31 protein-coding genes are annotated in these 25,893 nt (G+C 63.0%); 15 read left to right on the forward strand and 16 right to left on the reverse strand.

Annotated features, from left to right (window positions below; all coding sequences use genetic code 11):
- Nucleotides 1-33: 33 nt before the first annotated feature.
- A complete protein-coding gene (gene topA, locus F3H95_RS22885) occupies nt 34-2,706 on the reverse strand; it encodes a type I DNA topoisomerase (RefSeq protein WP_149747688.1) in 2,673 nt (890 codons plus the stop codon).
- Nucleotides 2,707-2,948: 242 nt separating this feature from the next.
- Here topA and F3H95_RS22890 point away from each other — a divergent pair, with 242 nt between their 5' ends.
- Nucleotides 2,949-3,176, forward strand: a complete 228-nt coding sequence (locus tag F3H95_RS22890) for a hypothetical protein (RefSeq protein ID WP_142880322.1) — start codon at nt 2,949-2,951, stop codon at nt 3,174-3,176.
- On the opposite strand, the gene dprA is transcribed toward F3H95_RS22890, so the two are convergent.
- Genes dprA through F3H95_RS22910 form a run of 4 tightly spaced genes read right to left on the reverse strand, consistent with a single transcriptional unit; the run spans nt 3,129 to nt 7,161 of the window.
- Nucleotides 3,129-4,280 carry a DNA-processing protein DprA gene (gene dprA, locus F3H95_RS22895; protein ID WP_149747689.1) on the reverse strand — a complete coding sequence of 384 codons (1,152 nt, stop codon included), beginning with the start codon at nt 4,278-4,280 and terminating at the stop codon, nt 3,129-3,131. The two genes, F3H95_RS22890 and dprA, sit on opposite strands and share 48 nt — an antisense overlap.
- A gap of 5 nt (nt 4,281-4,285) precedes the next feature.
- Nucleotides 4,286-4,903 carry a glycerol-3-phosphate 1-O-acyltransferase PlsY gene (plsY, locus tag F3H95_RS22900; RefSeq protein WP_142880324.1) on the reverse strand — a complete coding sequence of 206 codons (618 nt, stop codon included), beginning with the start codon at nt 4,901-4,903 and terminating at the stop codon, nt 4,286-4,288.
- Nucleotides 4,904-4,915: 12 nt separating this feature from the next.
- Entirely contained in the window at nt 4,916-6,208 is a 1,293-nt protein-coding gene (locus F3H95_RS22905; RefSeq protein ID WP_149747690.1) for a dihydroorotase, read from the reverse strand.
- Nucleotides 6,205-7,161, reverse strand: coding sequence for an aspartate carbamoyltransferase catalytic subunit (locus tag F3H95_RS22910; protein WP_142880326.1), 957 nt, complete (start codon nt 7,159-7,161; stop codon nt 6,205-6,207). Before F3H95_RS22910 ends, F3H95_RS22905 begins: the two co-directional genes overlap by 4 nt.
- Nucleotides 7,162-7,284: 123 nt before the next feature.
- On the opposite strand from F3H95_RS22910, the gene F3H95_RS22915 reads away from it, so the two are divergent.
- The 3 genes from F3H95_RS22915 to F3H95_RS22920 all read left to right on the forward strand — a co-directional run bounded on the left by F3H95_RS22915 (nt 7,285) and on the right by F3H95_RS22920 (nt 9,563).
- Entirely contained in the window at nt 7,285-8,937 is a 1,653-nt protein-coding gene (locus F3H95_RS22915) for an acyl-CoA dehydrogenase family protein (protein ID WP_142880327.1), read from the forward strand.
- Nucleotides 8,938-9,069: 132 nt separating this feature from the next.
- Nucleotides 9,070-9,240: a hypothetical protein gene (locus F3H95_RS27270; protein WP_188134461.1), complete on the forward strand. Its 171-nt coding sequence runs from the start codon at nt 9,070-9,072 to the stop codon at nt 9,238-9,240.
- Nucleotides 9,237-9,563 carry a DUF6105 family protein gene (locus F3H95_RS22920; RefSeq protein WP_142880328.1) on the forward strand — a complete coding sequence of 109 codons (327 nt, stop codon included), beginning with the start codon at nt 9,237-9,239 and terminating at the stop codon, nt 9,561-9,563. Before F3H95_RS27270 ends, F3H95_RS22920 begins: the two co-directional genes overlap by 4 nt.
- Here the strand turns inward: F3H95_RS22920 and ruvX are convergent.
- Complete coding sequence (ruvX, locus tag F3H95_RS22925; protein ID WP_142880329.1) at nt 9,506-9,994, reverse strand: Holliday junction resolvase RuvX; 489 nt, start codon at nt 9,992-9,994, stop codon at nt 9,506-9,508. The two genes, F3H95_RS22920 and ruvX, sit on opposite strands and share 58 nt — an antisense overlap.
- Nucleotides 9,995-10,190: 196 nt before the next feature.
- Here ruvX and F3H95_RS22930 point away from each other — a divergent pair, with 196 nt between their 5' ends.
- From F3H95_RS22930 to F3H95_RS22950, 5 genes are all read left to right on the forward strand, one after another.
- Nucleotides 10,191-10,895 carry a metal-dependent hydrolase gene (locus tag F3H95_RS22930; protein WP_149747691.1) on the forward strand — a complete coding sequence of 235 codons (705 nt, stop codon included), beginning with the start codon at nt 10,191-10,193 and terminating at the stop codon, nt 10,893-10,895.
- A gap of 164 nt (nt 10,896-11,059) precedes the next feature.
- Nucleotides 11,060-12,925: a DUF3857 domain-containing protein gene (locus tag F3H95_RS22935; protein ID WP_149747692.1), complete on the forward strand. Its 1,866-nt coding sequence runs from the start codon at nt 11,060-11,062 to the stop codon at nt 12,923-12,925.
- Between the two features lie 150 nt (nt 12,926-13,075).
- Nucleotides 13,076-13,363: an Asp-tRNA(Asn)/Glu-tRNA(Gln) amidotransferase subunit GatC gene (gene gatC / locus F3H95_RS22940; protein WP_149747693.1), complete on the forward strand. Its 288-nt coding sequence runs from the start codon at nt 13,076-13,078 to the stop codon at nt 13,361-13,363.
- Between the two features lie 54 nt (nt 13,364-13,417).
- Entirely contained in the window at nt 13,418-14,899 is a 1,482-nt protein-coding gene (gatA, locus tag F3H95_RS22945) for an Asp-tRNA(Asn)/Glu-tRNA(Gln) amidotransferase subunit GatA (RefSeq protein WP_149747694.1), read from the forward strand.
- Entirely contained in the window at nt 14,893-15,414 is a 522-nt protein-coding gene (locus tag F3H95_RS22950) for a GNAT family N-acetyltransferase (protein WP_348530083.1), read from the forward strand. The genes gatA and F3H95_RS22950 overlap by 7 nt, the downstream gene beginning before the upstream one ends.
- Here F3H95_RS22950 and F3H95_RS22955 read toward each other — a convergent pair.
- The 3 genes from F3H95_RS22955 to F3H95_RS22965 all read right to left on the reverse strand — a co-directional run bounded on the left by F3H95_RS22955 (nt 15,395) and on the right by F3H95_RS22965 (nt 16,233).
- On the reverse strand, nt 15,395-15,646 hold the full coding sequence (locus F3H95_RS22955) for a BrnA antitoxin family protein (protein ID WP_149747695.1): 252 nt from the start codon (nt 15,644-15,646) through the stop codon (nt 15,395-15,397). The genes F3H95_RS22950 and F3H95_RS22955 overlap by 20 nt on opposite strands.
- The gene (locus F3H95_RS22960) at nt 15,597-15,905 is read right to left on the reverse strand and encodes a BrnT family toxin (RefSeq protein WP_149747696.1); all 309 of its coding nucleotides are present in this window, start codon (nt 15,903-15,905) and stop codon (nt 15,597-15,599) included. Before F3H95_RS22960 ends, F3H95_RS22955 begins: the two co-directional genes overlap by 50 nt.
- 70 nt (nt 15,906-15,975) lie before the next feature.
- Nucleotides 15,976-16,233 carry a YjhX family toxin gene (locus F3H95_RS22965; protein ID WP_142880336.1) on the reverse strand — a complete coding sequence of 86 codons (258 nt, stop codon included), beginning with the start codon at nt 16,231-16,233 and terminating at the stop codon, nt 15,976-15,978.
- Nucleotides 16,234-16,499: 266 nt separating this feature from the next.
- Between F3H95_RS22965 and F3H95_RS22970 the strand changes: the two genes are divergently transcribed.
- From F3H95_RS22970 to F3H95_RS22980, 3 genes are all read left to right on the forward strand, one after another.
- Entirely contained in the window at nt 16,500-17,009 is a 510-nt protein-coding gene (locus F3H95_RS22970; protein WP_149747697.1) for a GNAT family N-acetyltransferase, read from the forward strand.
- A 93-nt stretch (nt 17,010-17,102) separates the two neighbouring features.
- Entirely contained in the window at nt 17,103-18,608 is a 1,506-nt protein-coding gene (gatB, locus tag F3H95_RS22975; protein ID WP_142880338.1) for an Asp-tRNA(Asn)/Glu-tRNA(Gln) amidotransferase subunit GatB, read from the forward strand.
- 123 nt (nt 18,609-18,731) lie between these two features.
- Complete coding sequence (locus F3H95_RS22980) at nt 18,732-19,229, forward strand: GNAT family N-acetyltransferase (protein ID WP_149747730.1); 498 nt, start codon at nt 18,732-18,734, stop codon at nt 19,227-19,229.
- A 54-nt stretch (nt 19,230-19,283) separates the two neighbouring features.
- Here F3H95_RS22980 and F3H95_RS22985 read toward each other — a convergent pair whose 3' ends face one another.
- The 3 genes from F3H95_RS22985 to F3H95_RS22995 are packed head-to-tail and all read right to left on the reverse strand — an operon-like array spanning nt 19,284 to nt 21,077.
- The gene (locus F3H95_RS22985) at nt 19,284-19,811 is read right to left on the reverse strand and encodes an iron transporter (protein WP_149747698.1); all 528 of its coding nucleotides are present in this window, start codon (nt 19,809-19,811) and stop codon (nt 19,284-19,286) included.
- 50 nt (nt 19,812-19,861) lie between these two features.
- The gene (locus F3H95_RS22990) at nt 19,862-20,707 is read right to left on the reverse strand and encodes an FTR1 family protein (RefSeq protein WP_149747699.1); all 846 of its coding nucleotides are present in this window, start codon (nt 20,705-20,707) and stop codon (nt 19,862-19,864) included.
- A 4-nt stretch (nt 20,708-20,711) separates the two neighbouring features.
- Nucleotides 20,712-21,077, reverse strand: coding sequence for a cupredoxin domain-containing protein (locus F3H95_RS22995; protein WP_149747700.1), 366 nt, complete (start codon nt 21,075-21,077; stop codon nt 20,712-20,714).
- Between the two features lie 277 nt (nt 21,078-21,354).
- Between F3H95_RS22995 and F3H95_RS23000 the strand changes: the two genes are divergently transcribed.
- From F3H95_RS23000 to F3H95_RS23010, 3 genes are all read left to right on the forward strand, one after another.
- Nucleotides 21,355-21,822, forward strand: a complete 468-nt coding sequence (locus tag F3H95_RS23000) for a GNAT family N-acetyltransferase (protein WP_149747701.1) — start codon at nt 21,355-21,357, stop codon at nt 21,820-21,822.
- A gap of 99 nt (nt 21,823-21,921) precedes the next feature.
- Nucleotides 21,922-22,320 (forward strand): NADH:ubiquinone oxidoreductase subunit NDUFA12, encoded by a 399-nt coding sequence (locus F3H95_RS23005; RefSeq protein ID WP_149747702.1) that lies wholly within the window; start codon nt 21,922-21,924, stop codon nt 22,318-22,320.
- 97 nt (nt 22,321-22,417) lie between these two features.
- Complete coding sequence (locus tag F3H95_RS23010) at nt 22,418-22,843, forward strand: DUF2155 domain-containing protein (RefSeq protein WP_149747703.1); 426 nt, start codon at nt 22,418-22,420, stop codon at nt 22,841-22,843.
- A gap of 71 nt (nt 22,844-22,914) precedes the next feature.
- Here the strand turns inward: F3H95_RS23010 and aat are convergent, their stop codons facing one another.
- The 4 genes from aat to aroQ are packed head-to-tail and all read right to left on the reverse strand — an operon-like array spanning nt 22,915 to nt 25,830.
- Nucleotides 22,915-23,532: a leucyl/phenylalanyl-tRNA--protein transferase gene (gene aat, locus F3H95_RS23015; protein WP_149747704.1), complete on the reverse strand. Its 618-nt coding sequence runs from the start codon at nt 23,530-23,532 to the stop codon at nt 22,915-22,917.
- Nucleotides 23,533-23,534: 2 nt separating this feature from the next.
- Nucleotides 23,535-24,884, reverse strand: a complete 1,350-nt coding sequence (gene accC, locus F3H95_RS23020; RefSeq protein WP_142880346.1) for an acetyl-CoA carboxylase biotin carboxylase subunit — start codon at nt 24,882-24,884, stop codon at nt 23,535-23,537.
- Nucleotides 24,885-24,893: 9 nt separating this feature from the next.
- Nucleotides 24,894-25,367 (reverse strand): acetyl-CoA carboxylase biotin carboxyl carrier protein, encoded by a 474-nt coding sequence (accB, locus tag F3H95_RS23025; protein ID WP_149747705.1) that lies wholly within the window; start codon nt 25,365-25,367, stop codon nt 24,894-24,896.
- Between the two features lie 25 nt (nt 25,368-25,392).
- A complete protein-coding gene (aroQ, locus tag F3H95_RS23030; RefSeq protein ID WP_149747706.1) occupies nt 25,393-25,830 on the reverse strand; it encodes a type II 3-dehydroquinate dehydratase in 438 nt (145 codons plus the stop codon).
- Between the last annotated feature and the right edge of the window lie 63 nt (nt 25,831-25,893).

Consider the following 25,893-nt stretch of genomic DNA (forward strand, 5'->3'; position numbering starts at 1 on the left):
GTTGAGAGGGCTTGGCTTCGCGCGGTGTCTTGCTCACGTGTCCGTCTTCTTCGTCTTGGCCGCGGCCTTCGGCTTAACCGGGGCCTTTGCCTTGGCGGGGGCCTTCTTCTTCGGCTTTGCGGTCTCCTCATCGGAGGCGGCTGCCTTGGTCTTCGGGGCGGCCTTGGCCGCCTTGCCCTTGGCGGCAGGCGTCTTGCCGGCTCTTTCGGTGAGAAGCGCAAGCGCCTCCTCCACCGTCACGCTCTGCGGATCCTTGCCTTTCGGCAGGGTGGCATTCACCTTGCCCCAGTTGACGTAAGGGCCATAGCGACCTTCCCGCACGGTGATGGCGCCGCCATCCGGATGGTTGCCGAGCTCCTTGAGCGCTGCGGTGCCCGTGCGGGCGCGCCCGCCGCCCTTGCTCTGCTTTTCCGCGAGAACGGTGACGGCACGGTTGAGGCCGATCGAGAACACGTCCTCGACACTTTCCAGATTGGCATAGGTGCCGTCATGCAGCAGGAAGGGTCCGTAGCGGCCGATGCCGGCGGAAATCATCTTGGCCGTCTCCGGATGCTGGCCCACATCGCGCGGCAGGTTGATCAGCGCCAGCGCCTTCTCGTGGTCGATATCCTCGGGCTTCCAGCCGCGCGGCAGCGAGGCGCGCTTGGCCTCCTTGCCATCCCCGCGCTGGATATAGGGGCCGAAGCGGCCGGAGCGCAGCGTCAGTTCCTCGCCGGTCATCGGATCGCTGCCGAGCGCCTTCGGTTCGTTGAGCGTTGCGGCTTCCGCTTCCGCACCGTCGGACGACAGCTGACGCGTGTAGTTGCATTCCGGATAGTTGGAACAGCCGACAAATGCGCCGTATTTGCCGAGCTTCAGCGACAGGTTGCCGGTGCCGCACACCTGACAGATGCGTGGATCGCTGCCATCCTCCCGCTTGGGGAAAACGAGTGGCGCGAGCGCCTCGTTCAGCGCATCCAGCACGTTGGTGACGCGCAGTTCCTTGGTGTCTTCGATCTGGGCGAAGAAATCCTGCCAGAAATCGCGCAGAACCTGCTTCCAGTTGAGTTCGCCGGCTGAAATGCGGTCGAGCTTCTCCTCGAGATCGGCCGTGAAATCATATTCCACATACTTCGTGAAGAAGTTCTCGAGGAAGGCCGTGACAAGGCGTCCCTTCGAATGCGGGATCAGCTTGCGCTTCTCGACGACGATGTATTCGCGGTCGCTCAGCGTCTTCAGCGTCGCGGCATAGGTGGAGGGGCGGCCGATGCCGAGTTCTTCCATCTTCTTGATGAGAGAGGCTTCGGAATAGCGCGGCGGCGGCTCGGTGAAATGCTGGCTCGCATTCACCTTGTCCTTGTCCAGCTTTTCGCGCGCATTGATTTCCGGCAGGCGGCCGTCCTCGTCGTCCTCTCCGCCTTCGCCCTCCTCGCGGTGGTCCATGTAGGCTGCCAGGAAGCCGTCGAAGCGGATCACGGAACCGACGGCGCGCAGGCCTGCGCGATCCGAACCATGGGCAGCAGCGATCTCCACCGTCGTCCGTTCCATCTCGGCGGAGGCCATCTGGCTGGCAATGCCGCGCTTCCAGACCAGTTCGTAGAGGCGCAGCTGATCGCTGTCGAGGAAACGGCGCACCTTGTCCGGGGAACGACTGAAATCGGTCGGGCGGATGGCTTCGTGGGCTTCCTGGGCGTTCTTGGCCTTGGTGGAATAGAAGCGTGCCTTTTCCGGCAGGTAGCGTTCGCCGAACTGGTCACCGATGGCACGGCGGGCTGCGTCGATTGCTTCCGGTGCCATCTGCACGCCATCGGTACGCATATAGGTGATGAGACCGACGGTTTCGCCGCCGATATCGACACCTTCATAGAGCTTCTGCGCCACCTGCATGGTGCGCGATGCCGAAAAGCCGAGATTGGAAGAGGCGGCCTGCTGCAGGGTCGAGGTTGTAAAGGGCGGGCCCGGATTGCGCTTGACGGGCTTTGCCTCGACGGACTCGACCGTATAGGCGGCACCTTCGAGAAGCGCCTTCAGGCGGCCGGCATCCTCGCCGTTCTTGACCCCGCGCGGCGGCAGGCGCTTTCCGTCGGCCGAGACCAGCTTTGCTTCGAACTGGTCGCCACGCGGCGTCTTGAGGAGCGCCGAGATGTTCCAGTATTCTTCCGGAACGAAGCGTTCGATTTCGCTCTCTCGATCGCAGACCAGGCGGAGCGCGACGGACTGCACGCGGCCGGCCGAGCGGGCGCCCGGCAGCTTGCGCCACAGCACCGGTGACAGGTTGAAGCCGACGAGATAATCCAGCGCGCGACGGGCAAGATAGGCGTCGACCAGCGCGATATCGATGTCGCGCGGGTTGGCCATGGCATCCAGCACCGCCTTCTTGGTGATCGCATTGAAGACCACGCGCTTCACCGGCTTGTCGCCGATCACCCGCTTCTTCTTCAAAAGATCCAGCACGTGCCAGGAAATGGCTTCCCCCTCGCGATCCGGGTCGGTTGCGAGAAAGAGGCCGTCCGAGCCCTTGACGGCATCGGCAATGTCTTTCATGCGCTTGGCCGAGGCGCCGTCGACCTCCCAGGACATTTCGAAGTCCTGGTCGGGCAGCACCGAGCCGTCCTTGGCCGGCAGGTCGCGCACGTGGCCAAAGGAAGCGAGAACCTTGTAGCCGGAGCCAAGATATTTGTTGATCGTCTTGGCCTTGGCAGGAGATTCTACAACTACAACATTCATCTCTGTTCTCTGAAACGGCGTATGGTGGGTGTTCGCCGGGAAACCCGTGCCGGGAAACTGACCTCCCGACATGGAGGGCCTTTTGCCTGCGGTCAAGAGGGTGGCCGCATTTTCTCGACCGATGATTGCAACCAAAGGAAGATTAATGATTGGTTGCAATTTTTAATGGTGTGTGTAGATTTGCGAGCATGTCGCATATATTGCACGCATAGAGAGAATTTTGGCGCATCGTGAGTGGAACAATGACTAACAGTCGCGGCAGAACAGGACGGAATGACAGTGACGAAACCATCGCCTACATCTGCCAGATGCTGGCCGAGTTGCGGGTTGTGGCCGATCGGCAGGGAGCGGAGATGCTCTGCTATCTGATCGAGATGGCCTATGTGGAAGCCAACGACCTGCAGTCCGGTCGTCGGCGCCGCTCAATCGACCATCGACAGGGAGACAAGTCCCCCGACATGCCGGTGTAGGCGGCCGGCCAGATCGAGCTCGAGCAGCACCAGGTAGACCGTGGAGGCAGGCAGCCCGGTGTGGCGTATGATGTCGTCGATTTCGACGGGCGTCGGCCCCAGCGCGCCGGCGATCCGCTGCCGGTCGCTGTCGTCGGGCGGCATCATCTGGTCTGTCGATCGTTCGGCGCCGGGTTCGTCGATCACCCTGTTCGCCAGGAGGTCGAGCTGGCTGAGCGGCGCCAGCGCTTCCAGCACGTCGCCGGCGCTGGTCGTTACGGTCGCGCCCTGCTTCAGCAACCCATTGGTGCCCTCGCAGCGCGGATCGAGCGGGGAGCCGGGCACGGCAAAGACCAGTCGGCCGAAATCACCGGCGAGGCGGGCTGTGATCAGTGAACCGGAGCGTGCTGCTGCCTCCACCACGACCACGCCAAGCGAGATGCCGGCAATCAGCCGGTTGCGGCGGGGGAAATCGCGGGCTCGCGGTTCCCAGCCAAACGGCATTTCGCTGACCGACAGGCCATGACCACCGGTGATCTCGTCCAGCAGCGGCACGTTCTCCGGCGGATAGGGCTGGTCGAGCCCGCCCGCCAGCACGGCGATCGTCCCGGTTTCCAGGCTTGCCCGGTGGGCGGCGGTATCGATGCCGCGCGCAAGGCCCGAGGTGATGCTATAGCCAGCGCGGCCGCAATCGCGGGCCAGCATCGCCGCAAATTTGGCGCCGCTGATCGAGGCATTGCGCGAGCCGACGATGCCGACGGAGGGTGGGGCTGCCACGGAAGCATCGCCCTTCATGGCGAGGAGCGGCGGGGCGCCATCGATCTGGCGAAGAGCCGGCGGATAGTCCGGCTCGCCGATCCCGACGAGGCGGGCGCCGAAACGGCGAGCACGCTCCAGTTCCCGCTCGGCCTCGTCCACGGAGGCGATGCGGATGCTGCGGGATGCGCCGCCGCGGCGCGAAAGCTCCGGCAGGGCCTGCAGGGCGGCCTCTGCCGAGCCGAAATGGTTTATGAGATCGCGAAAGGTCGAAGGGCCGACATTGTCGCTGCGGATCAGCCGCAGCCAGGCGATCCTCTGTTTGTCCGTCAGCGCAATTCCAGGTCGTCTTGCGCCGTCGGATGCCATGCCTATTAGCCCTTCTGGCCGATCCTGCTTTCGGTACCGTTGATCAGCCGCTCGATGTTTGCCTTGTGCTTCCAGTAGGAGATCACGGTCATCACCGCCATGACGAGGGCGATCTTCTGTTCTCCTACTATCCACAATGCAACCGGAATGACAAGCGTTGCAACCAGAGCGGACAGCGACGAGTAGCGGCTGAGCTTGGCGACTGTCAGCCAGACGAAGGCAAAGACCAGCACCATGGCCGGCGCCACGCCGAGCAGCGTGCCGATATAGGTTGCCACACCCTTGCCACCCTTGAAACCGAGCCAGACAGGAAAGAGGTGGCCGATGAAGGCCGCAAAGCCGCCGAGGATCGCCGCTTCCGGCCCCCACAGCGCGCCGGCCAGCAGGGCGCCGGCGGTGGCCTTGAAGGCGTCGAGCAGCAGGGTTGCGGCGGCGAGTTTCTTGTTGCCGGTGCGCAGCACATTGGTGGCGCCGATGTTGCCGGAGCCGATCGAGCGGATATCGCCGAGGCCGGCTGCCTTGGTCAGCAGCAGGCCGAAGGGAATCGAGCCGAGCAGGTAGCCGAGGGCGAGCGCCAACAGTGCTGTCGAGAGCGAGATCTCCCAGGTGAAGAGGTCGGTCATGCGCAATTCTCCTCAGAGCGAATGGACGAGACGGCCGCCGACATAGGTCGCAACGGCGCGGCCGCTGAAACGGGCCTCGTCAAAGGGGGTGTTCTTCGAGCGCGAGACGATCTTCTCCTTCGACACCAGCCAGGGCTCGTCGAGATCGATCAGCGCGATATCGGCGCGCGCGCCGGGCTTCAACGTGCCGGCGTCCAGGCCGAAGATTTGGGCCGGGCGGGTCGAGAGGGCATCGATCAGGCGCATCAGCGGCACGCGATCGGCATGGTGGAGGCGAAGGGCCGCCGACAGCATGGTCTCAAGCCCGATCGCCCCATCGGCCGCATCGGCGAAGGGCAGGCGCTTGGTATCGACATCCTGCGGATCATGCGAGGAGACGATGATATCGATCGTGCCATCGGCCAGCGCATCGACCATGGCCTGGCGGTCGTCCTCGGTTCTGAGCGGTGGCGACAGCTTGAAGAAGGTGCGGTATTCGCCGATGTCGTTCTCGTTGAGCGACAGGTGATTGATCGAGATCGCCGCTGTGGCCTTCGCGCCGCGGGCGCGCGCCGTGCGGATCGCATCCGCCGATTCCGGCACGGAAATTTTTGCCGCATGGTAGCGCACGCCGGTGAGAGCCGCGATGCGCAGGTCGCGCTCAAGCGGGATCAGTTCCGCCTCGCGCGGCGCGCCGGAGAGGCCGAGCCAGCTGGCGAACAGTCCCTCGTTCATCACGCCGTTGACGGCGAGGTAGGGATCGCGGGCTTCGAGCGACACGACCGCACCGAATTCGCGGGCATAGGTCATGGCGCGGCGCAGCACCTGCGTGTCGGCAAGCGTGTGGCGGCCTTGCGTGAAGGCCACAGCACCGGCTGCCTTCAGCATGCCGATCTCGGTCATTTCCTCGCCCTTCAGGCCCCGCGTCAGCGCCGCTGCCGGATGGACGTTGACGAGGGCCTTGTCGCGCGCCGTCTTCTTGACGAATTCGATCAGTGCGATGTCGTCCAGCACCGGATCGGTATCCGGCATCATGATCACGCTGGTGACGCCGCCGGCTGCCGCGGCGCGGCTCGCCGATTCGATGGTCTCGCGGTGTTCGGCGCCCGGTTCGCCGATGAAGACATGCGCATCGACGAGGCCGGGGGTGGCCACAAGGCCGCGGCAATCTCTCACCTCGGCACCCTCGGGCGCACCCTGGTTGCGAGCCTCCGCGCCGGCAACGAGGATCATGCCATCGGCGCCGACGATGATCGTGCCGGTTTCATCAAGACGGCGGGACGGGTCGATGATGCGGACATCGGTCAGGACAAGCGGCTTCCTCATGCTCCCATTCCTTCGCTTCTCGGTCCCTGGTTCTGCGAGACGAGCAGGGCTTCCATCACCGCCATACGCACGGCAACCCCCATTTCCACCTGGCTTTCGATCACGCTCTGCGGGCCGTCGGCCACTTCCGAGGCGATTTCCACGCCGCGGTTCATCGGACCGGGATGCATGACGAGCGCATCCTCTTTGGCCGCCTTCAGCTTTTCGGCGTCGAGGCCGTAGAAGTGGAAGTATTCGCGCACGGAGGGCACGAAGGAGCCGGCCATGCGCTCGCGCTGCAGGCGCAGCATCATCACCACATCGGCGTCCTTCAGACCCTCTTCCATCGAGTGGAAGACTTCCACGCCCATCTGGGCGATGCCCGACGGCAGAAGCGTGGAGGGCGCGACGACACGCACCCTGGCACCCATGGCGTTCAGAAGCAGGATGTTGGAGCGGGCGACGCGCGAATGCAGCACGTCACCGCAGATCGCGACGATGATGCGCGCCAGCTTGCCCTTGGCGCGGCGGATCGTCAGCGCATCGAGGAGCGCCTGTGTGGGATGCTCGTGCTGGCCATCGCCGGCATTGACGACCGAGCAGCCGACCTTCTGCGCGAGAAGCGCTGCCGCACCGGCCGATGAGTGGCGCACCACCAGAACGTCCGGCCGCATGGCATTCAGCGTCATGGCGGTGTCGATCAGCGTCTCGCCCTTCTTGACCGAAGAGTTTCCGACCGACATGTTCATCACATCGGCGCCAAGACGCTTGCCCGCGAGTTCGAAAGAGGATTGCGTTCGGGTCGAGGCTTCGAAAAAGAGATTGATCTGGGTCAGTCCGCGCAGCGTCGAGGTTTTCTTTTCTCTTTGCCGGCTGATCTTGACCGCCTCGTCTGCCTTGTCGAGAAGGAAGGTGATGTCCTGCTCGGTCAGGCCCTTGATTCCGAGGAGATGGCGGTGGGGAAAGAAGACCACGAAATTGTCCTCCGCTGGTTTTCCGCGGTCTATAGAGACTGAGCGCGGGAGGGGCAAGCGGAGCAGAGGACCAGACGATCCGTTGCGCATGCAATTTCCCGAGAATTCGTTTAGAAGCACCCTATGAATCAGATGACCCGGACCGAAGACACCCTTACCGAGCTGAACCAGCCAAGCCTCTGGTCCGGTATCAACGCCTACCGCACCGATCCGCTGATGGTGGATCTGACGGCGGGGCTGCACCGAGCCGTGCGCGAGGAATTCGACGCGCTCGGCCGTTACGTCACCTCGCCGGAGGCGCAGGAACTGGCGCGGATGGCGAACGAAAATCCGCCGAAGCTGAAGACGCATGGCCCGCGCGGCGAGCGGCAGGATCTGGTGGAATACCATCCCGCCTGGCATGCGCTGATGCGCCGCTCCATGTCGACCGGCCTCAATTCCTCGATCTGGGAAAATGCTGCCGAATCGCGCAACGCCCAGCACCGGGCGCGCGCCGCCCGCTTCTATCTCAGTGCCCAGCTGGAGTGCGGGCATCTCTGCCCGCTGACCATGACCAGCGCCTCGGTGGCGGCGATGATGGCCTCGCCGCGCGTTCACAAGGAATGGGCGCCGCGCGTTCTGTCGCGCAAATATGATTCGTCCAACCGTCCGGCGATGCAGAAGAGTGCGATCACCATCGGCATGGGCATGACGGAGAAGCAGGGCGGCACGGATGTGCGCGCCAACCGCTCCACCGCCGAACGGGTGGGCGAGGGGGTCTATCGGCTGTCCGGCCACAAATGGTTCATGTCGGCGCCGATGAGCGATGCCTTCGTCATGCTGGCGCGCACCAATGAGGGGATCGGCTGCTTCCTCGTCCCGCGCCTGCTGGAGGACGGCACCGCCAACGGCCTGCAGTTCCAGCGGCTCAAGGACAAGCTCGGCAACCGCTCCAATGCCTCCGCCGAGGTGGAGTTTACCGATGCCTTCGGTTACCTGCTTGGCGAAGCGGGCGGCGGCATCCGCACCATTCTCGACATGGTGACGCTGACCAGGCTTGACTGTGCGCTGGCCTCTGCCGGCATCATGCGCGCCTCGCTGGCGGAGGCCGTGCATCATTGCCGCGGCCGCAGCGTGTTCGGCAAGAACCTCATCGACCAGCCGCTGATGACACGTGTGCTGGCCGACATGGCGCTCGATGTCGCAGCCGCCACGGCGCTCGCCTACCGTCTTGCGGAAGCCTTCGACAAGGCGGGCAGCAACCCGACCGATGCGGCCTATGCCAGGGTCATGACGCCGGTCATCAAATACTGGGTCTGCAAGATCGCACCCTCTTTGATCTACGAGGCGATGGAATGCCTGGGCGGCAATGGCTATGTCGAGGAGCGTCCGCTGGCGCGCCATTATCGCGAAGCGCCGGTCAATGCGATCTGGGAAGGCTCCGGCAACGTGATGGCGCTCGACGTGTTGCGCGTGATGGATCGCGGCCGCGATCTGTTTGATCTGGTGCTGGGTGGCATCGAGCGAGATCTCGGGCCGAGCGGACGCAAGACCACCGACGTGCTGCGCGCCGCCATGGCGCTGGCGGAACGCGACGAGGGCGCGTCGCGCCTGCTGGTCGAACAGCTTGCGCTGGCGGCCGGTGCCGCCGAACTGTTCCGCCTGGGGGCCGGCAAGATTGCCGATGCCTTCCTCGAGACGCGTCTCGCCGGCGGGTGGCGCACCACCTATGGCATGCTCGATTCGCGCTTCGATGCCTCCTATATCGTCGATCTGCTCTATCCGGCAGCGACCTGAACCAGACATCGCCAAGCCCTGTTATCCCGGCCTTTTCACCCCGCGATTAACCATATCGCGGGGTTTTCGTTGCGCGTGCGGTCGTGACCCCTAATGTGCGTTAACGATTTCTTAACCACGCATGAGGCGCCGGTGTCGGGATATAGCCCTAATAGTTTTGCGTTGCTCGTCGCAGCACTTGCGTTCTTTTCGGTGCTGGCGCTGAACATCGCCGTACCGGCGCTGGTGCTGTCCGGCATGGCGTTGCTGCGATGGCTGCTTCTGCCCCTCGACCGCCGGCTGCCGCAAGGAGCGCCCGCATGAAATGGTTTCTGATTCTGTGGGCCGGTCCCGTGGCACTGCTCGGTCTGTGGTACGGCCTGTCCTACTACGACATGAGCTTCGGCTTCTTCATGCTGACGCGCAAGACGCATGATCTGGTGTTCCAGATCTACGGCAATATCCTCGGCATTCCGCCTCAGGACCTGCCGCCGATGGTGGCACGCGCAATCGCCTTCGACAGCCTGATCGTTCTTTCCATTGTGCTGTTTCGTAAGCGGCGCGCCATTGCCGGCTGGTGGCGGGCGCGTCAGGCCTCTGTGCCGCGGCTGGCAGCCAGCGACGAGAGCCTGTCCAGCGCGCCCTGAAGGATGAAGCTCGCGGCGGCCGAATCGATGCGCTCCTTGCGCTTGGCCCGCGATACGTCCATTTCCAGCAATGCCCGTTCGGCGGCCACCGTCGACAGCCGCTCATCCCAGAAGACGAAGGGGATCTGCGTCTTTTCCCCCATGCTGCGCACAAAGGCGCGCGTGGCCTGAACACGGGGGCCGGCGGAACCATCCATATTCATCGGCAGCCCGATGACGAAGGCCGCGACCTTTTCTCTGTCGGCAAAGGCCAGCAACTGTTCGGCATCCTGGGTGAATTTTACCCGCTTGAGCACCGGGCGTGGCGAGGCGAAGCGACGACCGAGATCCGACATCGCAATGCCGATCGTCTTGGTGCCGAGGTCGAGGCCCGCAATGGCCTGGCCCGGTTGAAGCGTGGCCGCCAGTTCCTCGATCGTCAACGATGCCATGCACGCTTCCTCTTGCCACTCTTCGTCTTCACGATAACTTCGATGTATCGGCCTGCCGCCGATATGCTAACCCATGCAGCAGGCTGAGATCCGCAGCCAGCGGTTCGGCGTAGAGCCGCAATGTCAGAGCAAACCGTCACCGCTCGGTCCAGCCGAGCCATCACATCAATTTATCGAGGAAACAAGGAGATTTTCCATGAAGATCACCTGGCTTGGCCACGCGGCCTTCCGGATTGAAACTGCCGGCGCCAAAATCCTGATCGACCCCTTCCTGAGCTACAATCCGTCTTTTGCGGATCAGGATCGCAAGGCGGTGGCCGAAGGCATCACCCATATTCTCCTGACCCACGGCCATGGCGATCATGTGGGCGACACCGTCGCGCTGGCCAACGAGACCGGCGCCGTGGTGCTTGCCAATGCCGATCTTGCCGCCTGGCTGGGTGCCAAGGGCGTCAAGAAGATCGAGATGGGCAATACCGGCGGCACGGTAAACCTCGGCGGCTTTACCGCCACCTTCACCCAGGCGCTGCATTCATCCGCGCAGATCACCGAGGACGGCGTGTCGCACTCGCTCGGCAGTGCCAACGGCCTGATGCTGCATTTCGATGATGAACCCTCGCTGCTGCATATGGGCGATACCGACATCTTTACTGATATGGGCCTGATCAACGAATTGCACCAGCCGGATATCGGGCTGGTGCCGATCGGCGACCGCTTCACCATGGGCGGCGCCGTGGCGGCCCTGGCCTGCCAGCGCTTCTTCGATTTCAAGCATGCCATCCCCTGCCACTATGGCACCTTCCCGATCATCGACCAGACCCCCGAGACCTTCGTGAAGGGAATGGACGGCCTGAAGACGCGGGTCGAGACGCCCAAGGTCGGAACGGTGCTCAGCTTCTGATCGTTCGCCTTACGGCTGCGGCTCGCTCGCGAGCCGCAGCCCTGCCGCGCGGGCGATGCCGGCAGCTTCGGATCTAGGCAATCTTCGCCGGTTCCCCGCCACAAAAAAGTACGGTTGACTGCCATCAATCCACGGGACCTCCAGATGGTCGAAGGATTGTTGATGTGCGCCGCTATGCCTCCCTTATCTTGCTGAGCGTGATCGTATCGACGCATGCCGCCGTCGCGGCGGAGTCTCCTCTTGATCCGTTTGCCTCCGATGCGGAGATCGTTTTTCACGACGAGGTGGAGGTCAACGACGACGACACCGGTACCTTCACTGAAACCCTTGACCGGACCATACAGCGCACCGGGGACATCGCCGGTGCCGGGCAGGTGTCCTATGTCTTTGATCCCGAGCATCAGACCTTCAAGCTTTTGCAGGGATGGGTCGACACGACGGATGGCGTGCGCCTGAACGTGGCGCCAGAGAGCGTGATGGTGCGCCCCAGCCACGCTGCCAGTTCGGCACCGGGTTTTGTCTCGACGATGACGGCGACCATCGTGCTGCCGCAGATCACCGTTGGTGCCAAGGTGCATCTGCGGGTAGAGCGAAAGACGGTCCGGGCTTTTGAGGCCACCGGCTTCAACACCAGCTTCTATCTGTCGCCGGTCCGCACCGGCGATTTTTACGTGGCTGTGCACGTGTCGAAGGACAAGCCGCTGTCAATCGGCGCGCGCAACGGCTTTACGGTGGTTCGCGACGAGAGCCTGGAGGATCGCCGCTTCATCGAGGCGGAGGCGCATGTGCGGAGCGTCTCGCCCGAGGATCAGGACGCTCATATGCCGCCGCTCGATGACATCACGCCCTTGTTCACGCTATCGACGCTGAAGGACTATGCGGATCTCGGTGCGCGCTATCACCGGCTGGCCGAGGGCAAGGATGCGGTCACGCCGGAGATCCAGGCGCTTGCGGATCAGGTGGCGGGCGGCAAGACGGGGCTGGAAGCAGCCCGTGCGCTCTATGCCTGGGTTAGCGGACATATCCGGTATGTCGCCCTCTATCTGAGCGACGAGGCGGGCTATATCCCGCACGATGCGTCTGCCGTGCTGGCGGCCGGATACGGCGACTGCAAGGATCAGGTGGTTCTGCTGCAGGCGCTGCTGAAGGCGAAGGGCATCGCGTCCGAACCGGTGATCGTGAAATGGTCGGATGCGCAGGCAGACTGGCCGGCCCCGGAAACCGGCGCCTTCAACCACATGATCATCTATCTGCCTGAGTTCGATCTCTACGCCAATCCCACCGACACGTTCACGCCCTTCGGCGTGCTGGATTATGGCCTGGTTGGCAAGCCGGCCCTGCATGCGACGGCAACACCGGTGATGCGACGAATACCGTCGTTGAAGCCGCAAGACGCACAGTTTTCCACCACCGGGACGATTGCCATTGCCGAGGACGGGTCACTGTCTGGCACGGCGCGTGTGTCGATGACGCCCATGCTCGGTGTTTACCTGCGTCGCGAGCTGTCGACGGACAAGCAGCAGATTACTGTGATGAGGAACGCGGCCGCCCATCTGCCCCAGCCGGCGACTGGCAATCTTCAGGTGACGAAGCCGGATGATCTCGAAACTCCCTTCAGTTTTTCCATGACCTGGCGCGCGCCGCAGGCGGTGAAGCCTGCCGGTTTCGTTCTGCCCGCCATGCCGGATTTCTCGCCCAATCCCTCGCCGCAGAGCTATCTTGGCAGCAGCAAGCCGAGGCGTTTTGGCGCCTTTTTCGGTCCGAAGACGCTGAACTGGCGCCTGACGCTGACAGCGCCGGCAGGCCAAAACTTCACGACGGTGCCGGCCGACGTGCATGTCACGAACGAAACCGGAAGCTATGACGCGCATTACGAAAATGCCGGCGGCAGCCTCACCATCACCCGGACGCTGGTGCTGAAGGAGTGGGTGGTTCCGGCCGCAGGCTATGGTGCGGTGGAGGCGATCTTCCGGGGTATGGTTGCAGACCAGGGCTCGATCCTCGGCATTGCCGCGTCTCACAAGACCTGACGCCCGTGAGGTTGCGGCGCCGGACCGAGCCCTTTGCGGGGCTCGGGCAGCTTGCCCGTCCGATAAGGCACCTTGTGCCTGCCAAACCCGTTGCGAAGCCGGGACGCGGCCATTATAGCGGGAGGGAAATCCCAAAGCCGGAGAGAGATCATGTCCGTCGACCTTGCCACCGTGAAGCGCGTCGCCCGCCTGTCCCGTATTGCCGTTACCGATGAGGAGGCTGGGCGGATGATGGGTGAACTGAACGGCATCCTGGGCTTTGTCGAACAACTGTCCGAAGTGGACGTCTCCGGTGTCGAGCCGATGACTTCGGTCACGCCGATCACCATGCGCCGCCGTGCGGATGCCGTGACCGATGGCGACAAGGCCGCCGCTGTGGTGGCCAATGCCCCGGCGACCGACCAGAATTTCTTCCTCGTGCCGAAGGTCGTCGAGTAAGCGGGCTTCCGCTGCCGCTCCGACCTGTTTCCGCTGCACCCGAACGAGATGATCATGACCGACCTGACAAGCCTCACCATTGCCGCCGCCCGTGACAAACTGAAGTCCCGCGAGATTTCCGCGCTCGACCTGACCGAAAACTATCTCAAGGCCATCGAGGCCGCCAACGGTGCCCTGAACGCCTATGTGGTCGTCACGCCTGAAAAGGCGCTTGCCATGGCCAAGGCCTCCGATGCCCGTCTTGCCGAGGGCAGGGGCGGTGCGCTGGAAGGCATTCCGCTCGGCGTGAAGGACCTGTTTGCCACCGAGGGCGTCCACACGCAGGCCTGCAGCCACATTCTCGACGGCTTCAAGCCGAACTACGAATCGACGGTCACGGACAAGCTCTGGGCCGAAGGCGCCGTGATGCTCGGCAAGCTCAACATGGACGAGTTTGCCATGGGCTCTTCCAACGAGAGCTCCTATTACGGCCCGGCGGTCAACCCGTGGAAGGCGGAAGGCTCCGACGAGAAGCTTGTGCCCGGCGGCTCGTCCGGCGGCTCGGCGGCGGCCGTTGCCGCGCATCTGTGCGCCGGTGCCACCGCCACCGATACCGGCGGCTCGATCCGCCAGCCAGCCGCCTTTACCGGGACCGTCGGCATCAAGCCCACCTATGGCCGCTGCTCGCGTTTCGGTATCGTCGCCTATGCCTCCTCGCTCGATCAGGCCGGCCCGATCGCCCGCGATGTGCGCGATGCGGCGATCTTGCTGAAGTCGATGGCCGGTGTGGACAAGAGGGACACGACTTCCGTCGACCTGCCGGTGCCGGATTACGAGGCGGCGCTGGGACAGTCGCTGAAGGGCATGAAGATCGGTATTCCGAAGGAATATCGCCTTGACGGCATGTCGGAAGAGATCGAAACCCTTTGGGCGCAGGGCGTCGAGTGGCTGAAGGACGCCGGTGCCGAGGTGGTGGAGATATCTCTGCCGCACACGAAATACGCGCTGCCGGCCTATTACATCGTGGCGCCCGCCGAGGCCTCGTCCAACCTCGCCCGCTATGACGGCGTGCGGTATGGCCTGCGCGTCGAGGGCCGCGATATCGCCGATATGTACGAAAAGACCCGCGCGGCCGGCTTCGGCAAGGAAGTGCAGCGCCGTATCATGATCGGCACCTATGTGCTCTCCGCCGGCTATTACGACGCCTATTACCTCAAGGCGCAGAAGGTGCGCACGCTGATCAAGCGCGATTTCGAGGATGCCTTCCACGCCGGCGTCGATGCGATCCTGGCGCCGATCACGCCGTCCTCGGCCTTTGCCATCGGCGACAAGGAACTGGCCGCCGATCCGGTCAAGATGTACCTGCAGGACGTCTTTACCATCACGCTCAACATGGCGGGTCTGCCGGGGATTTCCGTGCCGGCTGGTCTCGACCGCAAGGGATTGCCGCTCGGCCTGCAACTGATCGGCAAGCCGTTCGAGGAAGAGACGCTGTTCAAGACCGCCCATGTGATGGAAAAGGCCGCCGGCACGTTTTCGCCGAAGGCCTGGTGGTAAGCGAGTTCACCATACGCCCCATGGCGGCCGCCGATCATCGGGCGGTCACTGCCGTCGGTTTTGCGGCCTGGCAATCGAGCGATGCATTTCGCGAGAGCGGCCTGCCGCTCGACCGTCTGGAGATGATCCGGCATGCCTATGACCGTTTTCTCGATGAGGCCGGAGACAGGATCGCCGTCGCAGACATCGAGGGTCGCGTTGCCGGCTGGACGGCGCGGGAGACGGAGCCCGACTATATTTCCGACCTCTGGGTCGATCCGGCCTTTCAGGGGCGCGGCGTCGGCAAGGCCTTGATCTTGCATCTGCTTGCGGTGATGCGTGAGGAAGGGCTCGCGCGGGCGCGCATCCACACGCATGGCAACAATGCCGGCGCGATCCGGCTTTATCAGCGCTGCGGCTTTTCCATTGTCTGGCGCGGGCTAGAATATTCCAGAAGTCTCGGCGTGGAACACGAGAAGGTGCATCTGGCGATGCGGCTGACGCCCGAGCCGGATGTCAGCGCTTCGACTGTGTGATCATGTAGGCCTTCAGCACGGCATTCATCCGGGTCTGATATCCCTTTCCCTGGGCACGAAACCAGTCCAGCACATCGGAATCGATGCGCATCGTGACCTGCGCCTTGCCCATCGGCTGAACGAGTTCGGCGGCTTCGAAAAAGCGATCATCAAGCTGCGGGATGTCGCTGTAGTCGATGGTGTCATCGCTCCGCTGTGCCAGAGCCCGCACGCGGTTTGGCGAGATGCTCATAGTAGCGTTGCCTTTCTTTCCTGTTGGCGAGACGCGCCGAAATTAGTCGGGTCACGCCTTTGCGATCCGTGTGAACGACGACGATGACCACGATATCTGCGATTGCGCCGACGGTGATCCATCGTTCTTTGCGATAGGCAAAGCGGTCGTCCCGGGCACTCAACACGGGACCGTCGAAGATAAGGCTCGCCTCTTCGAAGGAGAGACCGTTCGTCTCCAGATTGGCGCGGTTCTTCGCGTCATCCCAGCCAAACGCCATGTCTCAAATGTAGCTACAAATGGCGTTGCAAGTAAGGCCGGCGCCGGATCATCCGGCGCCGGCCGAGTCGTTATCGGTTGTCCTGCTCCGCGCGCACCAGAACCAGACCGCGTTCGGTGATGCGGTAGGGCTTGCCGCCCTGTGAGGCGATGGCGCGCTTCTGTTTGAGCTTGCGGAAGGTTGTCAGGTCGAGGCCGGCAAACAGCCAGCCTTCGCGGGTGAAGAGGTTCACCTTGTCGATCTTGCGCTGGTCGTTGCGGATGAGTTCGATTCGTCCGCCCTGAGCGAGCAGGTGGAGGATGCGCTGTTCGGCGCGGGAAATATCCATGATATGAGGTCCGAAAGGTCCCGTCGGGACGCACAAAACAGTTCCGGACGCACGGGCATGCGCCGGGGCTCGGTTTTGTTCGGGCAACCTGCAAATGTCTGTTCGCAGGCTGCCCCTTAACGGGACTCGGACAAATTCGACATCAAAACTCCATATGCTGCTAAAACTAGCGGAAAAGCGGCATGGGATCAATCTGTTAGCCGAAGGTTTGGCTTGGCAAGACAAGGCGTGGGTGTTCTACTGGGCCTCGACATACAGGGCCGACCATGCCGACCATCCGCAATGCCCGAGAAGATGAAGCCGAACTGCTGAGCGAAATTGGCCTGCGCGCCTGGGAGGACGCGATGGGTGAAATCGGCGTCAGCCCCGAATTGCGCGAGAACGCACAGGCGGCCTTTCGTGGCTTCACTTACGGCTCCTGGCTTACAATCACCGTGGTGGAGGAGGCAGGCACTGTGGCCGGCTGGGCGGCGCGCGAGGGGCTTGATGAACTGATCAGCGATTTCTGGATCGATCCCGCCTTCAAGCGGCGGGGGCTTGGCACGGCACTTCTGCGGGAAATCGAGGAGCAGATCGCGGCGCATGGCCATCCGGTTGCGCGGCTGGAAACCCATGCCCGCAATGTCGAGGCACTGCGCTTTTTCGAGGGCAAGGGCTATGGTGTCAACTGGCTGTCGGTCGTCTATTCTCCGAAGCTCGACCAGGATGTGCAGTCGGTGGGGCTCTCCAAGCAGCTTGTCGAGGAAGACGAGGCGCCGTTCGGCTATGACGTGTAAGCTGTGGCGGCGCAGTGGTCGCAAAGCTTGCGCCACCGCCCCATTTGCTCTACCTGACGAACAACCGAACAGACTGCATGAAGAGCTTTTTCCATGACCATTGTCGACGTCCGTACGCCTGATCCGAAACGCCTCATTCCCGGCGCCACCGGCGACTGGGAAGTGATCATCGGCATGGAAGTGCACGCCCAGGTGCTCTCGAAGTCCAAGCTGTTTTCCGGTGCATCGACCGAGTTCGGAAAGGCGCAGAATTCCAACGTATCGCTGGTGGATGCGGCCATGCCCGGCATGCTTCCCGTGATCAACGAGGAATGTGTGAAGCAGGCGGTGCGCACCGGTCTTGGCCTCAAGGCGCAGATCAACAACCGCTCGATCTTCGACCGCAAGAACTATTTCTATCCGGACCTGCCGCAGGGCTACCAGATCTCGCAGTTCAAGGATCCGATCGTCGGCGAAGGCAAGATCGTCATCTCGCTCGGTCCGGACCGGCAGGGCCAGTTCGAGGATATCGAGATCGGCATCGAGCGCCTGCATCTGGAACAGGATGCCGGCAAGCTGATGCATGACCAGCACCCGACCATGTCCTATGTCGACCTGAACCGCTCCGGCGTCGCCCTGATGGAAATCGTCTCCAAGCCCGACATGCGTTCGTCCGACGAGGCCAAGGCGTATATGACGAAGCTGCGCTCCATCGTACGCTATCTCGGCACCTGCGACGGCAACATGGACGAAGGCTCCATGCGCGCCGACGTCAATGTGTCCGTGCGCCGCCCCGGTGAAGCCTTCGGAACCCGCTGCGAGATCAAGAACGTCAACTCGATCCGCTTCATCGGCCAAGCGATCGAATATGAGGCGCGTCGCCAGATCGCCATTCTGGAAGAGGGCGGCACGATCGACCAGGAGACCCGCCTGTTCGACCCGAACAAGGGCGAGACGCGTTCCATGCGCTCCAAGGAAGATGCGCATGACTATCGCTACTTCCCCGATCCGGACCTGTTGCCGCTGGAATTCGACGATGCCTTCGTGGCGGAGCTGAAGGCGGATCTGCCGGAACTGCCGGACGACAAGAAGGCCCGCTTCGTGGCTGAACTCGGCCTGTCCGTCTATGACGCCTCGGTGCTCGTCTCGGAAAAGGCGATTGCCGATTATTTCGAGGCCGTGGCTGCAGGCCGTGACGGAAAGACCGCGGCGAACTGGGTTATCAACGACCTGCTGGGCGCCTTGAACAAAGCCGGCAAAGGCATTGAAGAGACTCCGGTTTCGCCGGCCCAGCTCGGCGGCATCATCGACCTCATCAAGGCCGAGACGATTTCCGGCAAGATCGCCAAGGACGTGTTCGAGATCGTCTTCAACGAAGGCGGCGACCCGGCGGAGATCGTCGAGAGCCGCGGCATGAAGCAGGTGACCGATACCGGCGCCATCGAGAAGGCCGTGGACGACATCATTGCCGCAAACCCCGATCAGGTGGCCAAGGTGAAGGCCAAGCCGACGCTGGCCGGCTGGTTCGTCGGTCAGGTGATGAAGGCGACGGGTGGCAAGGCCAATCCGCAGGCCGTGCAGGCGCTGGTGAAGGCGAAGCTCGGCATCGAAGACGAATGAGGCGCTGCCCGGCCTGGTGCCGGGCCTGCCATCGAATCCGTGTCTGTTGAGGGGGCGTCGCTGCCCCCTTTGCGTTCACCCGTCCCGTATGTCTATGCAAGTCCTGTCCCGGAGGACCCCGTGGTGTTTTTTGTTCGTAGCGCCAGCGAAAAGGATGTCGAAGCGATCCGCGAGATCCTCGTGGAAACCTGGCACGCCACCTATGATGCCTTCTATGGCGAGGCGAAGGTCAACGAACTGATCGCTGCGTGGCATCGCCCGGCGACCATCCGCGCCAGCATCGGCAAGCGGGATGGCGAGTTTCTGGTGGCCGACGACGGCCGCCAGTTGGGCGGCATGGGCTATGCGGTCATGTCCGATACGATGACGAAGACGGCGCTGCTGCGCCAGCTCTACGTGCGCCCGGCCTTCCACGGGCAGGGCATTGGTCGCGATATCTTCGCGGAACTCGAAACCTGCTTCCCGGATGCGGAAATCATGCGCCTCGAGGTCGAGCCACGCAATGTGCGGGCGATCTCCTTCTACAGTCGGCTCGGCTTTGTCGAAGTCGACCGCACCAAGCATTGCGGTGCTGAAGGCAGTGGCATCGAGGCGGTCATCATGGAAAAGCCGCTGCTCTGAGCGTGCACTCATTCCCGGTGCCGCGCCGTGTCGGCACGACACCGGGCGACGCGTTCACTTCTGGGGATAGTCGAAGCTGAAGGTTTCGACGATCGGCTTGGTCCAGAAGCCCGGCACGCCGGTTTCCGTGTCGATGTGGTGGTAGAAGCCGTTTGCTTCCGGCGAGGCATAGGTGAGTTCCACCTTGTAATGGCCGGGGCCATTCATCCGCACATTCTTCGCATAATGCGGACCGTCCTTTGCCGTCATTGGCAGCAGTGTGCCGGACGAGTTCCAGGGCGTGCCGTCCTTGGTCAGCTTGTAGCTGATCTTGAGATAGGGGATCCAGGCATCGGCGGGATAGCCCCAGGGATTGTCTTCCTTGGCGTGCACGTCGGTTTCGAGATGCACGACGTCCTTGTCGCCCATCACCATGTTCTGCATCATCGGGGCCATCTCGATACCGACCAGATAGCTTGCGGCGATTTCCAGATGTTCGGCCGTGACCGGGCCACCAATGGGGAATTCGCGGGCATTCGCTGGCAGGCTCGCCAAGGCGCCGGCCGTGGCTGCCAGCAGGCCAAGCGTCATCAACTTGCGCATTGCAATCATCCTTTCAGGACTGGGGAGAAGAAAACGGAGAGCGTCGCGGTTCAGGGCCGCGGGCGCAGCTGCGCGGACGGCGGGGCCTGCCCTTGCGACTGGCGGATCAGGCGCGCACCAAGAACCAGAACGAGAAGCGTGGTGATCCAGGCTGCCACCTGGATGCCGAGCGGCTGGGCGCTGTAGCCGACGAGTGCGGTGGCAGCGCGACCGGCAAGGCTGCCATCGGAGAGCAGCCACGAGGTGTCCCACAGGCCATAGCCCCAGGCAGGCAGAATGTCGTCGCGCGCCAGAAGCGCGGCGGCCTGACCCGCCATGCCGGCGGCCAGCAGCGCCACCAGCCCGGACGTGACCGAAAACAGCCAGCGCAGCGGAATGGCAAGCAGACCGCGATAGAGGACGAACGAAAGGGCCGCGCCCCCGAGAATGCCGAGCAGGCCGCCCGCCAGCATCGCACCGAAGCCGATTTCGGCCGAGATCGCGATGCCATAGAGGAACAGCACCACTTCGCTACCCTCGCGCAACACCGCGATGGCGATCACCACGGCCATGGCAAGCATGGATCGATCGCCCCACGCCACCTGCTGGCCGAGCGCCTTCATCTCCGCTGCCATCTGCCGTCCGTGGCTTGCCATCCACAGATTGTGCCAGCCGAGCATGACCACGGCGATGCAGAGGATGGCGGCGTTGAACACTTCCTGGCCATTGCCGGCAAAGGCTTCCTCCAGCCGGCCGGCAAACAGAGCGACGAGGATGGCGCCGGCCAGCCCGGCCACAATGCCGCCCAGCACCCAGCCGGTGCGGCCGGAAATGCCGCGCGTCGCGGCCAGAACGATGCCGATGATCAGACCGGCTTCCATGACCTCGCGAAAGACGATCAGCAGGCTCGCCAGCATCCGCCTATTCCTTTGGAGCGACGGCAGTCAGCGTGCCGGTGGCTTCGGGATGGTAGTCGTCGAAGAATTTGTAGGTGCCGGCCGGCAGCGGGCCTGCATGGGCTGTGACATGCCCCTGGCCTACGACGATCTTCTCGAACTTCATGTCGTAGCTTTCGAACTCCGCCGTCGTGCCGTCCTTGTTGGTGACCTCGATCAGGAAGCGCGTATTGGCCGGCACTTCCAGATGCGAGGGAAGGAAGGTGTGATCCTCCAGCGTCAGGTGATAGGTCTGCATGGCATCGGCGAGTGCCAGATGCGGCAGCCCGACGACGGCGGCACCCAACAGGGCCGGAAGGAGAACGTGGCTGCGAAAGATGCCGTTGCGCATGATCTATCCTGCTGATCTCTCCTGCGTCCGGGGTTGCTGACGCTGGAGCCGGAATGACGATGCGGAAATATGACTGCCCGCATCATGTTAAAAATGTGGCGGAGAAAGCCATGTTACCAATCTGTAATCATCGAGAACTGGCCTTGTGAAATCCCGCTCATTTTTTCGGGCAACCGTCTGGTTTCCGGGGCTGGGGCGGTCGACTGCAGTGAGGGGTGGAGATCGCGACCCTTGCGCGCTAGTTACACCCGAAGGAAAACCGGAGGAGGAGCCTGCCATGGCATCGGACACACTCGTCATACGCCGCGCCCGCGAGGCGGACCTGCCGCAGTTGATCGCCCTGTTCGCCGATGATCCGGTGGGCGGTCACGGAGACACGAGCGAGGCCGAGGCCTATGAGGATTACCTTCGCGCCTTCCACGTTATCGATTCGGCGCCGCATGAGCAGCTCTATGTCGCGGAACTGGCGGGCGAGGTGGTGGCCACCTACCAGCTGACCTTCCTGCGTGCGCTGACCGGGCGCGGCGCCCAGAACGCGATGATCGAGGCGGTGCAGACCCGCGCCGACATGCGCGGCAAAGGGATCGGCGCGGCGCTGATGGAGCATGCCGAGCAGGAGGCGCGGCGCCGCGATTGCCGGCTGCTGCAGCTGATGTCGAATGCGGCGCGCACCGATGCGCATCGTTTTTACGAGCGCGCCGGCTTTGCCCGCAGCCATCTCGGCTTCAAACGGAAGCTCAAATAGTGGTGGCCTTCCTCCGAAGCGCTGGACATTGCCGGCTCGAAATTGCATAAGCAGGTTCAAGGACTGCATTCCTTGTCTTCGCGAGGACGTTGGAAAATTATGAAGAATATCCTCCTGCAAATCTTCACCTGGTGGAACGGCCAGACGGTCGGCACCCGCTTCTTCACCTGGCGCAACGGCAAGCGCGTCGGCGAAGATGAGTTCGGCAATGTGTATTACGAAGGCGGCATGACCTCCTTCGGCCTGCCGCGCCGCTGGGTCATCTACAAGGGCTATACGGAAGCCTCCGCCATTCCGGCCGGCTGGCACGGCTGGATGCATTATCGCACCGATACCCCGCCGTCCCGCGAAACCTATGCCGCCCGCGAGTGGCAGAAGGCGCATCATGCCAACATGACCGGGACCGCGTTTGCCTATCGCCCCAAGGGGTCGCTGGAAGCCACCGGCGAACGTCCGCGCGTCACCGGCGATTACGACGCCTGGACCCCCGGCGCCTGATCGGCACCCGCCTTCCGCGTTCGCGCCACATTTTCGGCCTAACGCATGCCGGTCCCGATGAATGCGGGGCTGGCATTCCATCATGGTGAGATTGTTGATGCGACACGTTCTCCTTCGCCCGCTGCGTCTCGGCGCTCTGTTCTGCGTCGCCACGGTCATCGGCATCCAGCCGGTCGCGGCAGCCCGCATCGAGAACCGCGTCGCCGAATTCGCCGGGATCGACAAGATCACCGGCCGCATCACCAAGTTCGACGTCTACGTCAACGAAACGGTCCAGTATGGCGCGCTTCAGGTGACGCCGAAGACCTGCTTTTCCCGCGACGACAGCGAAGCCCAGAAGGTGGACGGTTTCGTCGAGGTGGACGAGATCACCCTCGACCGCAAGATCCGCCGCATTTTTACCGGTTGGATGTTCGCCGACAGCCCCGGTCTCAACGCCATGGAACATCCGATCTATGACGTCTGGCTGACCGGCTGCAAGCAGACGTCCGACGTGCCTCCGCCACCTGCTGCGCGCAAGTAAGTCCGCCAGCAGGCAATCAAACCTGCGCCGCTCCTCGCCTCGTACTTCTTGTGAAAAACGCTCGCGCTGCCTCAGAAGGGCAGGTGTGGCGATTCGATCGCGGCACGCAGCAGGCCGAGATAATCCCCCTTGCTGATGTCGATCGCACCAAAGGTCTTCAGGTGTTCGGTGGTGAACTGCGTGTCGAGCAGGCGGAAACCGCGTGCGCGCAACCGCTCCACCAGATGCACCAGGCAGATTTTCGAGGCATTGGTGCGCCGGGAGAACATGCTTTCGCCGAAGAAAGCGGCGCCAAGCGACACGCCATAGAGCCCGCCCACCAGTTCGTCGCCCTCGAAGGCCTCCACACTGTGCGCGTGGCCCATTCGGTGAAGTTCGGTATAGAGCTTGCGGATGGTTTCGTTGATCCAGGTGCTCGGCCGATCCGGCGCTTCCGCAGCACAGCCGCTCATCACCGCTTCGAAGCAGGTGTTCACGCGAATGTCGAAGGGGTTCCGCTTCATCGCCTTGGACAGGCTGCGGGAGATGTGGAAGGCATCCAGCGGCAGGATGCCCCGCACTTCCGGCTCGACCCAGAAGATTTCCGGGTCGTCGGCCGATTCGGCCATCGGAAAGAGACCGATGGAATAGGCGCGCAGCAGAACATCCGGTGTGATGGCTGGATAATATCTGCCGCGCCGCCCTGCCATGCCTAGCCTTGCGGCTTGTCGCCGGCCAGATACTTCTCCAGCCAGTGGATGTCGTAGTCGCCGTTCGCGATGTCCTGGTTGGCCACCAGATCCTGGAACAGCGGCAGCGTTGTCTTGATGCCGTCCACGACGAACTCGTCCAGCACGCGGCGCAGGCGCATCATGCATTCGACGCGGGTGCGTCCATGCACGATCAGCTTGCCGATCAGGCTGTCATAGTAGGGCGGGATCTTGTAGCCGGCATAGGCACCCGAATCGACGCGCACGCCAAGGCCGCCCGGCGCATGGAAATGCGTAATCGTGCCAGGCGAGGGGACGAAGGTGCGCGGATCCTCCGCATTGATGCGGCATTCGATCGCGTGGCCGGAGAAGGTGATGTCTTCCTGCGTGACCGACAGACCGGCACCGGAGGCGACGCGGATCTGTTCGTGCACGAGGTCGATGCCGGTGATCGCTTCGGTGATCGGATGCTCCACCTGCAGGCGGGTGTTCATTTCGATGAAATAGAACTCGCCGTTTTCGTAGAGGAATTCGATCGTGCCGGCACCCCGGTACTTCATCTTCTTCATGGCGTCGGCGCAGATCTGGCCGATCTTCATGCGCTGCTCGACGTTGAGGGCAGGGGAGTTCGCTTCTTCCCAGACCTTCTGGTGGCGGCGCTGCAGCGAGCAATCGCGTTCGCCGAGATGGATCGCATTGCCGGCGCCGTCACCGACAACCTGCACCTCGATGTGGCGCGGCTTGCCGAGATATTTTTCCATGTAGACGGCGTCGTTTCCGAAGGCGGCAAGCGCCTCGGACCGGGCCGTCGAGACGGCCTCTTCCAGATCGGCTTCGGTCTTGGCGACCTTCATGCCGCGACCACCGCCGCCGGCGGTTGCCTTGATCAGCACCGGGAAGCCGATCTGCCGGGCAATCTCCAGCGCGTTTTCCGGCTTCACCTCGCCATCCGAGCCCGGAACGACGGGAATGCCGAGTTCGACGGCCGTCTTCTTGGCGGTGATCTTGTCGCCCATCAGGCGGATATGCTCCGCCGTCGGCCCGATGAAGGTGATGCCGTGCGCCTCGAGAATATCGGCGAACTTGGCGTTTTCCGACAGGAAGCCGTAGCCCGGATGCACGGCATCCGCGCCGGTGATCTCGCAGGCGGCAACGATCTGGTGAATGTTCAGATAGCTGTCACGCGAGGGCGGCGGGCCGATGCACACGCTCTCGTCCGCAAGCCGCACATGCATGGCATTGGCATCGGCCGTGGAATGCACGGCGACGGTGGCAATGCCCAGCTCCTTGCAGGCGCGCAGGACGCGAAGGGCGATTTCGCCGCGGTTGGCAATGAGAATCTTGGAGATCATGGATCTGCCTTACTCGATGACAACGAGCGGCTCGCCATACTCGACCGGCTGCGCGTCGTTGACGATGATTTCGGTCACCTTGCCGGAGCGCGGGGCCGGAATCTGGTTCATGGTCTTCATCGCTTCGATGATCAGCAGCGTCTGGCCTTCCTTGACGCTGGCGCCGACTTCGATGAAGGGACGTGCGCCGGGCGCCGGCGAGAGATAGCACGTGCCAACCATCGGTGCCGTGACGGCATTGCTGCGATCCTTCGCCGCCTCGACCGCCGGTGCGGCGGCGGCGGGAGCAGCGGCAGCCACGACCGGGGCCGGCGCGGCATATTGCGGAGCGGCCTGGACGAACTGCGGCGCGGCAATGGTGCGGGAGACGCGGATGCGCAGGTCGTCCTGCTCCACTTCGATCTCGGTCAGGTCGGTATCATTGAGGATGTTCGCCAGATCGCGGATCAACCCCTTGTCGATACCGTTCTTCTTCTCAGACATGGTCAACCTATGTGTTCTGTTGTTCTTAGCTGGTTATGTCGCGCAGGGCATGCAGGGCAAGCACATAGCCGCCGGGGCCCAATCCGCAGATCATGCCCTTGGCAGCCGGTGCGATCATCGACTTGTGACGGAATTCTTCCCGTGCATGGATGTTGGAGATGTGCACCTCGATCACGGGCACGGAAATCGCCCGGATCGCATCATGCAGGGCAATCGAGGTGTGGCCATAGGCGCCGGGATTGATGACGACGCCGACGGCGCGATCATTCGCCTCATGCAGCCTGTCGACCAGCACGCCTTCATGATTGCTCTGGAAGCATTCCACCGCGAAGCCGAGCGCTTCTCCGGCGGCGATGCAGTCACTCTCGATGTCTTTCAGGGTCTTTCCGCCATAGATGCCGGGTTCGCGCTTGCCCAGCATGTTCAGGTTCGGTCCGTTGAGGACAAAGATGGTCTTGCTCATGGAAATCCCGTCAAAAGATCAGGGCAACCTATAGACCGGCACGGCGGCAAGGGAAAGCCCCCG

The sequence above is a fragment of the Rhizobium sp. RU35A genome, assembly GCF_900156005.1.
In the GTDB taxonomy this organism is placed as follows: Bacteria; Pseudomonadota; Alphaproteobacteria; order Rhizobiales; family Rhizobiaceae; genus Neorhizobium; species Neorhizobium straminoryzae.

Excerpts from the sequence above, each read along its gene's own strand:
- topA (WP_149747688.1), bottom strand. The coding sequence starts at position 2,706 with ATGAATGTTGTAGTTGTAGAATCTCCTGCCAAGGCCAAGACGATCAAC.
- F3H95_RS22890 (WP_142880322.1), top strand. The coding sequence starts at position 2,949 with ATGACTAACAGTCGCGGCAGAACAGGACGGAATGACAGTGACGAAACC.
- dprA (WP_149747689.1), bottom strand. The coding sequence starts at position 4,280 with ATGGCATCCGACGGCGCAAGACGACCTGGAATTGCGCTGACGGACAAA.
- plsY (WP_142880324.1), bottom strand. The coding sequence starts at position 4,903 with ATGACCGACCTCTTCACCTGGGAGATCTCGCTCTCGACAGCACTGTTG.
- F3H95_RS22905 (WP_149747690.1), bottom strand. The coding sequence starts at position 6,208 with ATGAGGAAGCCGCTTGTCCTGACCGATGTCCGCATCATCGACCCGTCC.
- F3H95_RS22915 (WP_142880327.1), top strand. The coding sequence starts at position 7,285 with ATGAATCAGATGACCCGGACCGAAGACACCCTTACCGAGCTGAACCAG.
- F3H95_RS22920 (WP_142880328.1), top strand. The coding sequence starts at position 9,237 with ATGAAATGGTTTCTGATTCTGTGGGCCGGTCCCGTGGCACTGCTCGGT.
- ruvX (WP_142880329.1), bottom strand. The coding sequence starts at position 9,994 with ATGGCATCGTTGACGATCGAGGAACTGGCGGCCACGCTTCAACCGGGC.
- F3H95_RS22930 (WP_149747691.1), top strand. The coding sequence starts at position 10,191 with ATGAAGATCACCTGGCTTGGCCACGCGGCCTTCCGGATTGAAACTGCC.
- gatC (WP_149747693.1), top strand. The coding sequence starts at position 13,076 with ATGTCCGTCGACCTTGCCACCGTGAAGCGCGTCGCCCGCCTGTCCCGT.
- gatA (WP_149747694.1), top strand. The coding sequence starts at position 13,418 with ATGACCGACCTGACAAGCCTCACCATTGCCGCCGCCCGTGACAAACTG.
- F3H95_RS22955 (WP_149747695.1), bottom strand. The coding sequence starts at position 15,646 with ATGAGCATCTCGCCAAACCGCGTGCGGGCTCTGGCACAGCGGAGCGAT.
- F3H95_RS22960 (WP_149747696.1), bottom strand. The coding sequence starts at position 15,905 with ATGGCGTTTGGCTGGGATGACGCGAAGAACCGCGCCAATCTGGAGACG.
- F3H95_RS22965 (WP_142880336.1), bottom strand. The coding sequence starts at position 16,233 with ATGGATATTTCCCGCGCCGAACAGCGCATCCTCCACCTGCTCGCTCAG.
- F3H95_RS22970 (WP_149747697.1), top strand. The coding sequence starts at position 16,500 with ATGCCGACCATCCGCAATGCCCGAGAAGATGAAGCCGAACTGCTGAGC.
- gatB (WP_142880338.1), top strand. The coding sequence starts at position 17,103 with ATGACCATTGTCGACGTCCGTACGCCTGATCCGAAACGCCTCATTCCC.
- F3H95_RS22985 (WP_149747698.1), bottom strand. The coding sequence starts at position 19,811 with ATGCGCAAGTTGATGACGCTTGGCCTGCTGGCAGCCACGGCCGGCGCC.
- F3H95_RS22990 (WP_149747699.1), bottom strand. The coding sequence starts at position 20,707 with ATGCTGGCGAGCCTGCTGATCGTCTTTCGCGAGGTCATGGAAGCCGGT.
- F3H95_RS22995 (WP_149747700.1), bottom strand. The coding sequence starts at position 21,077 with ATGCGCAACGGCATCTTTCGCAGCCACGTTCTCCTTCCGGCCCTGTTG.
- F3H95_RS23000 (WP_149747701.1), top strand. The coding sequence starts at position 21,355 with ATGGCATCGGACACACTCGTCATACGCCGCGCCCGCGAGGCGGACCTG.
- F3H95_RS23005 (WP_149747702.1), top strand. The coding sequence starts at position 21,922 with ATGAAGAATATCCTCCTGCAAATCTTCACCTGGTGGAACGGCCAGACG.
- F3H95_RS23010 (WP_149747703.1), top strand. The coding sequence starts at position 22,418 with ATGCGACACGTTCTCCTTCGCCCGCTGCGTCTCGGCGCTCTGTTCTGC.
- aat (WP_149747704.1), bottom strand. The coding sequence starts at position 23,532 with ATGGCAGGGCGGCGCGGCAGATATTATCCAGCCATCACACCGGATGTT.
- accC (WP_142880346.1), bottom strand. The coding sequence starts at position 24,884 with ATGATCTCCAAGATTCTCATTGCCAACCGCGGCGAAATCGCCCTTCGC.
- accB (WP_149747705.1), bottom strand. The coding sequence starts at position 25,367 with ATGTCTGAGAAGAAGAACGGTATCGACAAGGGGTTGATCCGCGATCTG.
- aroQ (WP_149747706.1), bottom strand. The coding sequence starts at position 25,830 with ATGAGCAAGACCATCTTTGTCCTCAACGGACCGAACCTGAACATGCTG.